Origin of the sequence: Streptococcus raffinosi, assembly GCF_030284685.1 — a bacterium.
Taxonomy (GTDB): domain Bacteria; phylum Bacillota; class Bacilli; order Lactobacillales; family Streptococcaceae; genus Streptococcus; species Streptococcus raffinosi.
On the sequence record NZ_JASUZV010000001.1, the window covers coordinates 314,145 to 328,857 of the forward strand.

Below are 14,713 nucleotides of genomic sequence, written 5' to 3' on the forward strand. Positions count from 1 at the left end.
TTCGATACGGATTCACTTGTTGAGACTGAAGTACTCAAGGATGTACTTAAAGAATTTGAAGTAGATTGACTTGTTGAGACTGAGGAACTCAGTGACGCACTTAATGAGTTTGATACGGACTGACTAGCTGACACCGAAGAACTTAACGATGTGCTTAGCGAGTTTGATACAGACTGACTCGTTGAAACTGAAGTACTCAAGGAGGTACTTAACGAGTTCGATACGGATTCACTTGTTGAGACTGAAGAACTCAATGATGAACTCAAAGAATTCGATACAGATTGGCTTGTTGAGACTGAAGCGCTCAAAGATGTACTCAAGGAATTCGATACGGATTGACTTGTTGAAACCGAAGTACTCAGCGATGTACTCAAAGAATTTGAAGCTGATTGACTTGTTGAGACTGAAGAACTCAATGATGTACTCAAGGAATTTGAAGTAGATTGACTCACTGACACTGAAGCGCTCAACGATGAACTCAAAGAATTCGATACAGATTGGCTTGTTGAAACCGATGCGTTCAACGAGTTACTTAACGAGTTTGATACAGACTGGCTCGTTGAAACCGAAGTACTCAATGAGCTACTCAACGAGTTCGATACAGATTGGCTTGTTGAAACCGAGGTACTAAAAGATGTGCTTAGCGAGTTCGATACGGATTCACTCGTTGAGACAGAGGCACTTACTGATGAGCTTAAGGAATTCGATACGGACTGACTTGTTGAAACCGAAGAACTCAAAGACAGACTCGTGGAGGCAGATTCTCTGCGAGAAACACTCGTCTTGACTGAATCGCTCAAAGACCGGGATAAGCTTTGTGACTTCTCGGTACTCAAGGACGCACTCGTTGACGCAGATTCACTGCGAGAAACGCTAGTCTTGACTGACTCACTCAAAGACTGGGATAAGCTTTGTGACTTCTCGGTACTCAAAGACGCACTCGCTGAGGCGGACTCACTGCGAGAAATGCTAGTCTTGACTGACTCACTCAAAGACTGGGATAAGCTTTGTGACTTCGATGTACTCAAGGACGCACTCGCTGAGGCGGACTCACTGCGAGAAACGCTAGTCTTGACTGACTCACTCAAAGACTGGGATAAGCTTTGTGACTTCTCGGTACTCAAGGACGCACTCGTTGACGCAGATTCACTGCGAGAGACGCTAGTCTTGACTGATTCACTCAAAGACTGGGATAAGCTTTGTGACTTAACGGTACTCAAAGACGCACTCGTTGACGCAGATTCACTGCGAGAAACGCTAGTCTTGACTGACTCACTCAAAGACTGGGATAAGCTTTGTGACTTCTTGGTACTCAAAGACGCACTCGTGGAGGCAGATCCACTGCGAGAAACACTCGTCTTGACTGAATCGCTCAAGGATTGTGATAAGCTTTGTGACTTCACCTCACTCAACGACGCACTCGTTGACGCAGATTCACTACGAGAGACACTAGTCTTGACTGAATCGCTCAAGGATTGAGACAAACTTTGTGATTTAACGGTACTCAAAGACGCACTCGTTGACGCAGATTCACTGCGAGAAACACTCGTCTTGACTGAATCGCTCAAGGATTGAGACAAGCTTTGTGACTTCTCGGTACTCAAGGACGCACTCGTTGACGCAGATTCACTACGAGAGACACTAGTCTTGACTGAATCGCTCAAGGATTGAGACAAACTTTGTGATTTAACGGTACTCAAAGACGCACTCGTTGACGCAGATTCACTGCGAGAAACACTCGTCTTGACTGAATCGCTCAAGGATTGAGACAAGCTTTGTGACTTCGATGTACTCAAGGACGCACTCGTTGACGCAGATTCACTGTGAGAAACACTGGTCTTGACTGACTCGCTCAAGGACTGGGACAAGCTTTGTGACTTCGATGTACTCAAGGACGCACTTGTGGAAACGGACTGGCTGGTTCGTACCGATGTGCTCAATGACTGCGATAAACTGCGAGACTTAACTGTACTCAAGGACGCACTCGTTGACGCAGATTCACTGCGAGAAACGCTGGTCTTAACTGACTCACTCAAAGACTGGGACAAGCTTTGTGATTTAACGGTACTCAAGGATGCACTTGTGGAAACGGACTGGCTGGTTCGTACCGATGTGCTCAAAGATTGTGATAAACTGCGAGACTTGACTGTACTCAAGGACTCACTTGTGGAAACGGACTGGCTGGTTCGTACCGATGTGCTCAAAGATTGTGATAAACTACGAGACTTGACTGTACTCAAGGACTCACTTGTAGAAGCGGACTGGCTGGTTCGTACCGATGTGCTCAAAGATTGTGATAAACTGCGAGACTTGACCGTGCTCAAAGAGGAACTCACTGAGAGAGATTGTTTTAGTGAATTTGAAACATTCCTTGACACCACTGTACTCACGGACGTACTTGTAGATGCTGACTGTTTCACAGATTCACTCGTACTATTAGAAAGAGACTTGCTATAGTCACTATTAGACAAGGGTACCGTCACGGTATTTGTCGTATCATCCTTATAAGTAATTGTCACCGTGCCATCATTATTGACTGTATAAGACTTAATACGATTAGCTGCTTCTGGGTTCAAGGCCGACACAGCCGCAATAATCTTACTCTTATCTGTCTCTGTCAGAGCAGTCAGGCTTGTCACCTGAATGGTCGTCGTTGGCGCAACACCTGGCGTACGATCTGCAAGACGTCCCTGCGTCATCCGAATTTCACCCAAACCATTTGGACGGTTCATATTCGACGCATTGTCAATAGCAGCAACATTACGCTGCCAGGTGTTACGGGCAGAATAGGTCAAATCATCCTTCAAATGAATAGTTGTCGTAATGGTTGCCGGATTGGCACTTGTTGCCGTAATATCACCTGTAATTGGCGCTACATTCCCCGTACCGTATTGGGTACCACCAAGGAAATTACCGTTCAAAGCATTGTCATCCAAATTAGCTCTGGCAACAATCTTCATTTCTTTGAGCTTGCCACTATCATCAGTAGCGGTAAAGGTCAAAACTGCATCATCACCCGCATAGATAATGTAGTTTTTTCCACCACCTTCAAGGGGTGTAGACTTGGGTTCGACACCATTGACAGTCAACTTGGCAGCCACTTCAGGTCGTGTGCTATCTGTGACTGCAACCGAGTTACTAGCATCTGAATAAACAGGGTAATTACCATACATGATGCGAGCTTTAGCCGTTACACCACCAGTTTGTAACTTAACCGTTGGCGTCACAATCGCTTGGCCAGAAGCATTTGCCACTGCTGTTCCGACCTCATCATCATTATTGTATAAAACAACGGTTGACCCTGGTTCAGCTCCTGTTACCGTTACAGCTGTCTGTGTATAGGCTTTATCCAACAGCCTTGTCGCCACCGTTGGGGCAGGCAGGCGTTTGACAGGAGCAGTCACATCGTTAGAGGTATTATCCTTATAGGTAATGGTCACTACACCTGTCGCTGAGACGGAATAAGACTTAAAGTCCTTAGAGGTCGCAATATTTGGATTTGTCGCCTTAAAAGTTTCCCAAACCTTATCTTTTTCAGCCTGAGCGAGATTGCTCGTGTCATTGACAAAAGTACCCGTTGTCACTGCCTTAATCGGGTTGCGAATCCCATCATTTTGAGGTAAGACCTGGATACGCAAAGAACGTGTCACTGTTTGATTCGCATTATTGGCAACCACAAAAGAAAGTGTGTACGTTCTTCCCGGAGTTACGACCTGATCAGCCCCAACTGTCCCCATAACATTAAAAGCAACGGAGCTATTTCTCAAAGCAGTTGTTTGGGGAATATTGATACCATTGACACGATCACTATATGAGGTGTAACCAATACTACGAATACTGTATTGTGTTGGTTTTGATTCAACAACTTGATAGGCCTGATTGATGTAGTCAGAGTTATAAGCAGAAATCAAGCCATTGTTAGGACCTAAGTTATAATAAGGATTACGCAAGCTATTATCAGCACCAATGATAGCACCATTTCGAGGGTCACGCTGACCAGATGTCGCACGCAACACCGCATTAGCAAGACTATTTCTAGCCTGTCTTGCTTGTGTAAGTGTAGGGGCCATGTCAACGCCACTATCAGCCAGACTGATACGAATAGCATCCAAGGCTTGATTTCCCTTCAGAATAGCCGCAGCCGTATTTGGCAAATCAAGTGCTTGAGCTTTATAAGTATAAATCTCTAAGGCCAAATCTTTGAGACGCTTTTCTTGATCTGAACGCTCAGTATTAGACACAAGCGAAACAGCCAACAGACCGTTTGCAGTGTCAGACAATTGACGATTAACAAGAGCTTCGGATGCCAAAGAAGCATGTAACATGGCCGAATCCGAGCTGACAAGATTCACACCCTCTTGAGAGGCAACACTATCACTCTTGCTAAATGATTGATTAGATATGCTGTCATCACGCTCTGAAGAGCCTGTAAGCCTACTCTCAGACAAACTATGAGAAGCCGTCTGACTCGCTGATTCCGATTGAGAAGCTAGAGAAGCTGACAAGGAAGTCGAAATCGAAGCACTTAGTGACAGAGAGGCAGATTTTGAAGCCTGTTCAGAAGCTGAAATAGATTGACTGCTTGACAAGGACTCATTTAAAGAAGTCTCGGAAGTCTGACTTGACGCAGCTTCAGATGACTCTTGACTATTTACCTGACTCTCTTGGACACCAGACACAGAACCAATATTGCCAATAACAGCTGATTCTGATGCAACTAAAAGATCAGCCTCAGCTCCAGCTTGGCTTTCCAAAACTGGCTCATCTGTCACTTCTTCCGCATGAGTCACGTGAGTCACAACAGCCCCACCTAGCAAAGCCCCCGTAGCAAGCACTCCCTTAAGGAGCGAGTGTCCTGAGAAAGCAGATGAATCCACTTCCACCTGCTGGGTACTGATCGAAGGTAAATCCACTCCTCCTCTTAGCACCTTAAAAAGACCAAAGTTTGAAGTCGCTGCACGAAGCCAGTGCTTACCTGACTTTACCAGTTTAAAACGTGTCACACGGTCCGTTTCACGATATTGACCTTCATTCCTTCTAAAAAACATACTTACTCCATTAATTTTTTGATTAAAATACTCCTTCTAATTTTATCATAAAATTGAGCAAAAAATCTCATTTCAAACTTGCTTTCCCTGAACTTATACATTCCCAAATCTATTCAAATGCACCCCAACAAATAAGAAATCTGGATATATTAAAACTATTAGTCTTTTTAGATAAGCAAAAATCCCCCACCATTGAGAAAAGCTCAAATGATGAGGGATATTATAAATCTTAATGAGAAGGTAAGAATGAGACTTGCTGACGATTAGAAGTCTTCACCCTCTTCTTCTTTCTTACGTTTGGCAAGAAAGGCAAGACCTGTTGCCGTTGCCAAAGCACCTAAAGCAAGAGCTGCCGATGAGTCTTCCTCACCAGTCTTAGGAAGAGCTTGGCTACCGTGCTTATGCTTAGGATCTTTAACTTCAGAAGATGATGCTGAAGTAGTCATTGAAGCAGACAATGAAGTGCTTGCTGATTCTGAGGCACTCATTGAATCTGAAACCGATTGGCTCATTGAGATTGAAGCGCTTGTGCTTTGTGATTCAGAGACTGACATTGAGACTGATTGACTCGTTGAAACAGAAGCACTGGTACTTGCACTTGCTGATTCCGATACGCTCAATGAATTAGAAACCGATTGGCTCGTTGAGATTGAAGCGCTTGTGCTTTGTGATTCAGAAACTGACGTTGAGACGGATTGACTCGTTGAAACAGAAGCACTGGTACTTGCACTTGCTGATTCTGAAGCACTCATTGAATCTGAAACCGATTGGCTCGTTGAGATTGAGGCGCTTGTGCTTTGTGATTCAGAAACTGACATTGAGACGGATTGACTCACTGAAACAGAGGCACTGGTACTTACTGACTCACTTAGTGATGTGGATTCACTGGTTGAGACTGAAGCGGAAACGCTGCTTGAAGTGCTTGCTGATTCTGAGGCACTCATTGAATCTGAAACCGATTGGCTCATTGAGATTGAAGCGCTTGTGCTTTGTGATTCAGAAACTGACGTTGAGACGGATTGACTCGCTGAAACAGAGGCACTGGTACTTACCGACTCACTGAGTGATGTTGATTCGCTGAGTGAGACTGAAGCACTGATTGACTCTGAGACGCTCAATGAACCAGAGACTGATTGGCTCGCTGAAACTGAGGCGCTTGTACTTGCTGACTCACTGAGTGATGTTGATTCGCTAAGTGAGACTGAAGCACTCGTACTTTGTGATTCAGAAACTGACGTTGAAACTGACTGACTCGCTGAAACTGAGGCGCTTGTGCTTGCTGACTCACTGAGTGATGTTGATTCGCTGAGTGAAACTGAAGCGCTGGTTGAGACTGAAGCACTTAATGAATCGGAAACTGATTGGCTCGTTGAAATTGAAGCGCTTGTGCTTTGTGATTCAGAGACTGACGTTGAGACGGACTGACTCGTTGAAACTGAGGCGCTTGTGCTTTGTGATTCAGAAACTGACATTGAGACGAACTGACTCGCTGAAACTGAGGCACTGGTACTTACTGACTCACTTAGTGATGTGGATTCACTTGTTGAGACTGAAGCACTTAATGAAGCTGAAACGCTACTTGAAGCACTGGCTGACTCTGAGACGCTCAATGAACCGGAAATTGATTGGCTCGTCGAGATTGAGGCGCTTGCGCTTTGCGAGTCAGAGACTGACGTTGAGACGGACTGACTCGTTGATACTGAGGCACTGGTACTTGATGACTCACTGAGTGACATTGATTCACTGAGTGAGACTGAAGCTGAAATGCTAGTTGAAGCACTTGCTGACTCTGAGACGCTCATTGAATCAGAAACTGATTGACTCGTTGAGATTGAAGCGCTTTTGCTTTGCGAGTCAGAGACTGACGTTGAGACGGATTGACTCGCTGAAACTGAGGCGCTTGTGCTTGATGACTCGCTGAGTGACATTGATTCACTGAGTGAGACTGAAGTACTTGCTGATTCTGAGACGCTCAATGAACCAGAAACCGATTGACTCGTTGAAACTGAAGCACTCGTACTTGCTGACTCACTGAGTGATGTTGATTCGCTGAGTGAGACTGAAGCACTTAATGACGATGACAATGAGTTAGATACTGACTGACTCGTTGATACTGAGGCACTGGTACTTGCTGACTCACTGAGTGATGTTGATTCACTGGTTGAGATTGAAGCACTTACCGACGCCGAAACTGAAGTTGAGACGGATTGACTCGCCGAAACTGAGGCGCTTGTGCTTGATGACTCGCTTAGTGAAGTTGATTCGCTTGACGAAACTGACGCACTTAATGACGATGATAATGAGTTAGATACTGACTGGCTCGTTGAAACTGAAGCGCTCGTACTTGATGACTCGCTTAGTGAAGTTGATTCGCTTGACGAAACTGACGCACTTAATGATCCAGATGTACTCAACGATGTCGAAGCAGACATTGAGAGTGACTCACTTGTAGAAATAAAGCTTGATGCTGATTTCGAAATAGAATCAACTGTCGAAAGGATGGTAGAAATTGACGCACTAAATGCTTGCGATAAGCTTTCAAAAGCCGAAACACTCAATGAAGAAACTACTGAATTTGAAACAGATTGACTTGCTGAAACTGAAGCACTCTCTGATGCCGAAATTGAGTTGGACTCGGATTGTGACTCAGATACTGAAGCACTCTCTGATGCCGAAATAGAATTTGACTCGGATTGAGATTCACTTACTGAAGCACTTTCTGATGCCGAAATAGAATTTGACTCAGATTGTGATTCACTTACTGAAGCACTTTCTGATGCTGAAAGCGAGTTGGACTCGGATTGTGACTCAGACACTGAAGAACTCTCTGACGCTGAAAGGGAATTGGATTCAGATTGTGACTCAGATACTGAAGCACTTTCTGATGCCGAAATAGAATTTGACTCAGATTGTGATTCACTTACTGAAGCACTTTCTGATGCTGAAAGAGAGTTTGACTCGGATTGTGATTCAGATACTGACGCACTTTCTGATGCTGAAAGCGAGTTGGATTCCGATTGGGACTCAGACACTGAAGCACTCTCTGATGCCGAAATAGAATTTGACTCGGATTGAGACTCACTTACTGAAGCACTCTCTGACGATGAAAGCGAATTGGATAGAGACTGGGACTCAGACACTGAAGCACTTTCTGACGCTGAAAGAGAGTTAGATTCTGATTGAGATTCAGACACTGAAGCACTCTCTGACGATGAAAGCGAATTGGATAGAGACTGGGACTCAGACACTGAAGCACTCTCTGACGCTGAAAGAGAGTTAGATTCTGATTGAGATTCAGACACTGAAGCACTCTCTGACGCTGAAAGGGAATTGGATAGAGACTGAGACTCAGACACTGAAGCACTCTCTGAAGCCGAAAGCGAATTGGATAAAGACTGTGACTCAGACACTGATGCACTCTCTGACGATGAAAGCGAGTTAGATTCTGACTGTGATTCAGACACGGACGCACTTTCTGACGCTGAAAGAGAGTTGGATTCTGACTGTGATTCACTTACTGAAGCACTTTCTGACGCTGATAGCGAGTTAGATTCTGACTGTGATTCACTTACTGAAGCACTTTCTGACGCTGATAGCGAATTTGATTCTGACTGTGATTCAGACACTGAAGCACTCTCTGACGCTGAAAGCGAATTAGATTCTGACTGTGATTCACTTACTGATGCACTTTCTGACGCTGAAAGAGAATTGGATAGAGACTGTGACTCAGACACTGACGCACTTTCTGACGCTGAAAGCGAGTTAGATTCTGATTGAGATTCAGACACTGACGCACTCTCTGACGCTGAAAGCGAGTTGGATTCGGATTGGGACTCAGACACTGAAGCACTTTCTGACGCTGAAAGCGAGTTAGACTCGGATTGAGATGCGCTCACTGAAGCACTCTCTGACGCTGAAAGCGAGTTGGATTCGGATTGGGACTCACTTACTGACGCACTTTCTGACGCTGAAAGCGAGTTAGACTCGGATTGCGATACACTCACTGAAGCGCTCTCTGACGCTGAAAGCAAATTGGATTCGGAGGCAGATACTGATGCTGATGCTGACTCGGACTTGCTCAATGATTTGGATTCCCGTTCACTCGTTGAAGCGGATTCGGATTCCCTTAAAGATTCCGATTTAGACTTAACAATACTCTCACTTCTGCTTTCTGAGAGCGATGTAGAAGTTGATAAGCTTTCACTGTTTGGTGTAACGGTATAGGTAACTGGGACTGTTACCGTATAGGAATTTCCAGTTCCATCTTCTGATACCACTACCTCAACAGTCATTGTATATTTACCTGGAGTGGTGATATCAGGTACTGTATTGTTTGCAAATTTTACACTTTTAATAGATAAACTATTATCTGTCGTAATCCATCCAGAAGAATCTAGACTATTCTGGTAGTTAGAATCATTGACATTCTGCTCGAAAGTATGCGGAACCGGTGTAATATCGTACACTTTATGTGTAAGGGTAGAACTTGTTGATAACAAGTCTGAACTACTACTTGTTGTCCCGTAACGGCCGACATCATAAGTTCTAGTAACCGTGTAATTAAATTCTCCTGCATTATCCGTAGTTAATGGAAGACTGGTTGAGCTAGTACCTGTTGATGTGTTAGTCCACTGTGTCGTATGTGATTCACTTGTCGCTTCTGCTGTAATATAACTATCTGAATCGGTCCCATTATGAAGAGAATTTCCTTTAATATCAACGATAGGTGTCTTTGCTTCAATCTTAGGCAAGACCTGATAATTTACACTAACAGTTTGCGTTGAACCATCAGAGTAAGTAACCGTTGCTTCAGCAGTATGAGTTCCAACTGTTGTTGTAGAAATTGGTGTAGTCCAAGTAACACTTTGACCTGATACTGCTGCTGTTGCACTATTTACTGGTGTGATTGTGACAAAGTTACTTGCAGCAGTTAGATCTGTAGCAGACTCATCTTGGATAGTATAGACGGTTGTTGCTTTTGCTGTCGCCGTGTACTTTTCGTTTTGTTTAATCTTATGGAATGAATAGGTGATTCCTTGACTACCTTCAAGGACTCTAACTGTATTATCTGAAACAAAACCTTTTGCTGTCGCAACATTAGTTGCTCTTAACTCATAACCATCAATGCTAAGATAGGATGACAGATTCACCGTTGTTCCAGCTTCTTGTTGAATCAAGACTTCATCTTTACCTGGAATTTCCTCACCAGTATCTGCATCAATAAATTTTACCGTTACATAGGCCCCTCTTGCAGAATAGTCAAATCTTTCAAGATTAAATTGTTGTAAGTTTGTTCCTGAACCCGTTGAGGCAAAGAGAGCAAAGGCCAATTCTTCTTGCCCAGACTTTTGACCAGTTTTAGCACGACTTGCATTCAAATAGCTTTGAATATTCTTAGACCAAGTTTGACCAGCATAAGTTACTGTCATAACTTTGGTCGAACCGTTATATGAAACAACATAATCTTTAAGCGTATTATCGGTTGGAAGTGTCTGTAATTTTTCGGCACTAATTGTATCTGTTGTAGCTACCCCAGTATTTGACGTAGTAACAAAGGCCCCAAAAGCTGAGTTTCTAACTTTTGCAGGATCTGCGTTAGCATACTGACTGCTATTAGGCTGAGACGTATTATGCCAAGTATCTAATTTAAATCCAAAGGAACGTGGAAGGTTTGTTCCTCCCATACCAAGACTGGCACCAGAACCATTTCCATTGGCATTACCGATTTCACCGATTTTACCCGTCGAAAAGATCGCCGCAATACCGTCACCACCATAGTGTCCAGCAGAACTATTACCCTCGTAGGCATTACCAAGGTTGATTTTACCTGTTAAGGTGAAACTTTCATTCATATCCACCTTGGTTTTAAGGGTATAAGCACCTGCTTGTCCACCGGTATTTTGAGTCAAGGTCACCGTTCCATCATTGAGACTTGCTGTTCCAGTGGTTTTGAAATAACTTGCTTGGTTTTTATTCGTAACAATAAGGTTTGCTTTTTGCTTATAGCTAGCCTCACCAAGTGACGCATTAGTGTCATAAGCACCTCTAGCCACAGCATCCAACTGTGCAGTAACTGCTGCAACACCGTTAACTACTGAATTACCAGTAAAACCTGCATTTGTAATCTTAGTCATCAGCCCCTCAACGGCGTTACCAAGACGTTCACGTTGTTCTGCATAAGCAGCATTTGTTGCTGATGCAGCAAGCAATGTTGTTGATTTAGTGACTTCTTCTTGAACTGTTGTGATAGCTGTTTGAATTTCAGTTTTAGCAGCTGTGTCTGTCAATTTTGCTTGGTAGTCTTTAGCAATATTAACGAGCAATTCTGCTTCTGAAACGTTTTGATCCAAGATTGTTTTTTCATCTTCTTGAGTCGCTGTTTCTGATGCAGTCGCTACTGTTGAACTTGCTGATTCTGAATGTGAAGCTGAACCACTTGCACTTTCAGTATGTGACTGACTATCAGAAGTTGAGTTTTGCTTGCTAAGTGATACAGATTCAGAGATAGCTTGTGACAATTCTGTTGATACAGATTGTGACAATGATGCTGAAGCATCTGTGCTTGCTTGAGCATCAACTGAAGAGCTTGTAGACTCTTGACTAGTTGATGGTGCTACTGAAGCTTCTGATGTTGGAGCTGCACTCAAGACAACAGACTCAGAATTGGCTGTTACATCATGATTTCCAGTTAATTGACTCTCTAAGGCCGGTGTTGCAGTTTCTTCGGCTTGAGCAGTGTAAGTGGCTACTGCACCACCTGCCACCGCACCTGCTGCTGCAATCCCTTTAAGTAGGGCTTGGCCTGAGATAAGAGGTGTTTTCTCCTCAACACTTTGCGCTGAAACTGACGGTGCATCTGCTCCACCTTTAACAACTTTGAAAAGTCCAAAGTTTGATGTCGCCGCACGAAGCCATTGCTTACCTGATTTGATTAATTTAAAACGAGTCACACGATCTGTTTCGCGATATTCCCCTTCGTTTTTTCTAAAAAACATATCTGCTCCATTCTAGATGTTAGTGTAAAAACACGTATCTAAATTTTTTCACAAAATTATTGTAAGTTCTAATTTTTTGTCATATATTCCTTAAATAAAATTGCAAACGCTTCATCCTATTAATACATTAAAGACATTGATTTCACACTATTTTCAGCCATTCTCTACTCTTATAAAATAAAATTTAAAGATTTCTTAAAATTCTAGAGAGATGATTCCCTTCTCTAACAGTATTATCTTTCAAGATAAGCTTGATTACTCGATATAGCAGACAAATTCTAATCCTTTAGGTTAATCTCATAATCACAAAAAGACACACTCCAATTCGGAATGTGTCTTTTTAGAACGAAGCTAATCGGCTTATTCTTTCTTAAGAGTAGTTAGTGTTTTATTAGGACTAGTCACTCAAAAGTTTTAGGGAGGTAAATCGAGGAAATGTTAATCCTCAGTTTTTTTGCGTTTTGTTGCAAGAGCCGAGCCAGAGCTAGAGATTAAAAACTACATAACTTCCTAATTTGTATCCATCTAAGCTTATAATATTGAATATCGTTAGTATGAAATTATAACAGTGCATTATAAAATGTGAAACACTCTAGTAGTTTCTATATCAAGCTACTAGAGTGTTTAATACTATTAAACGTTAAACTAAGTCATACCAATTCAATATCAATCAACGAATTAATAGTCTTCACCATCTTTTTTCTGTTTTCTACCTTTTGATAGGAAAGCAAGACCAGTTACTGATGCTACAGCACCTAAAAGCATACCTAAAGGTGATTGTTCATCTCCAGTATTAGGTAATGTTTGAAGCTTAGATTTCTTGTTAGAAATGTCTTCAAATGAATCCATAATGACAGATGCTTTCTCAGTTACAGTCTCAGTCTCTAATACTTTTAAAGATTTTGTGGTCTTATCTGGTTGCAAACGATGTTCGTAGCCTGATGGAACAAGTGACTCTGAAATCCTAGATGAATTTATATCGTTATAGAATTCTGAGGTTGATACAGAGCTGCTCATTGAATCAGAAGCTATTACACTATTTAGATCCAAACTTTCAAGAGACAGAATAGCAGGCTCTCCCTTACTTGTAATAATTGACTCAGACGAACTTGCTGACTCAGATGCACTAACAGAAATTGATACAGAGCTACTCATTGAATCAGAAGCTATTACACTATTTAGGTCTAAACTTTCAAGTGATAGGATGGCAGGCTCTCCCTTACTTGTAATAATTGATTCAGACGAACTTGCTGATCCAGATGCGCTTTCTGAAGCTGATGTGCTTGCTGATGTGCTTGCACTCAATGAAGCTGAGATGCTTGCTGATGTGCTTGCACTTGTTGAGGCACTAGTACTTGCTGAAGTACTTGCGCTCAATGAAGCTGAGGTACTTGCTGATGTGCTTGCACTCAATGAAGCTGACGTACTTGATGAAGTGCTTGCACTCAATGAAGCTGACGTACTTGATGAAGTACTTGCACTTGTTGAAGCTGACGTACTTGATGAAGTACTTGCACTTGTTGAAGCTGACGTACTTGATGATTCAGATGCACTTGCGCTCAATGAAGCTGATGTACTTGCTGACGTGCTTGCGCTCAATGAAGCTGATGTACTTGCTGAAGTGCTTGCACTCAATGAAGCTGACGTACTTGATGAAGTACTTGCACTTGTTGAAGCTGACGTACTTGCTGAAGTACTTGCACTTGTTGAAGCTGACGTACTTGATGATTCAGATGCACTTGCGCTCAATGAAGCTGAGGTACTTGCTGACGTGCTTGCTGAGGTGCTTGCACTTGTTGAGGCACTAGTACTTGCTGAAGTGCTTGCACTCAATGAAGCTGATGTACTTGCTGAAGTACTTGCACTTGTTGAAGCCGACATGCTTGCTGATGTGCTTGCACTCAATGAAGCTGACGTACTTGCTGACGTGCTTGCGCTCAATGAAGCTGACGTACTTGCACTTGCTGAGGCTGAGGCACTCGCTGATTCAGAGGCACTTGCACTCAATGAAGCTGACGTACTTGCTGAAGTGCTTGCACTTGTTGAGGCACTAGTACTTGCTGAAGTACTTGCACTCAATGAAGCTGACGTACTTGCTGAAGTGCTTGCACTCAATGAAGCTGACGTACTTGCCGATGTGCTTGCACTTGTTGAAGCTGACGTACTTGCTGAAGTGCTTGCACTCAATGAAGCTGAAGTGCTTGCTGAAGTACTTGCACTTGTTGAAGCTGACATACTTGCTGAAGTACTTGCGCTCAATGAAGCTGAGGTACTTGCTGATGTGCTTGCACTCAATGAAGCTGACGTACTTGCTGATGTACTTGCGCTCAATGAAGCTGACGTACTTGCTGATGTGCTTGCACTCAATGAAGCTGATGTACTTGCTGAGGTACTTGCACTCAATGAAGCTGACGTACTTGCTGAGGTGCTTGCACTTGTTGAAGCTGAGGTACTTGCTGATGTACTTGCGCTTGTTGAAGCTGACGTACTTGCTGAAGTGCTTGCGCTCAATGAAGCTGATGTACTTGCTGAAGTGCTTGCACTCAATGAAGCTGACGTACTTGCTGACGTGCTTGCACTCAATGAAGCTGACGTACTTGCTGAAGTACTTGCACTTGCTGAGGCTGAGGCACTCGCTGATTCAGAGGCACTTGCACTCAATGAAGCTGA

General features: G+C 43.2%; 3 protein-coding genes and 1 pseudogene. All 4 read right to left on the bottom strand.

The features are described from left to right. Positions 1-5,048, bottom strand: a 5,048-nt coding sequence (locus QRD39_RS01455) for an accessory Sec-dependent serine-rich glycoprotein adhesin (RefSeq protein ID WP_285955406.1), incomplete at its 3' end; no start/stop codon positions are given. 263 nt (positions 5,049-5,311) lie between these two features. Next, entirely contained in the window at positions 5,312-12,043 is a 6,732-nt protein-coding gene (locus QRD39_RS01460) for an accessory Sec-dependent serine-rich glycoprotein adhesin (protein WP_285955407.1), read from the bottom strand. Positions 12,044-12,721: 678 nt separating this feature from the next. Then, positions 12,722-13,198, bottom strand: a complete 477-nt coding sequence (locus QRD39_RS01465; protein ID WP_285955408.1) for an LPXTG cell wall anchor domain-containing protein — start codon at positions 13,196-13,198, stop codon at positions 12,722-12,724. 297 nt (positions 13,199-13,495) lie between these two features. Beyond that, a pseudogene (locus tag QRD39_RS10160) lies at positions 13,496-14,713 on the bottom strand (hypothetical protein); the annotation flags it as partial.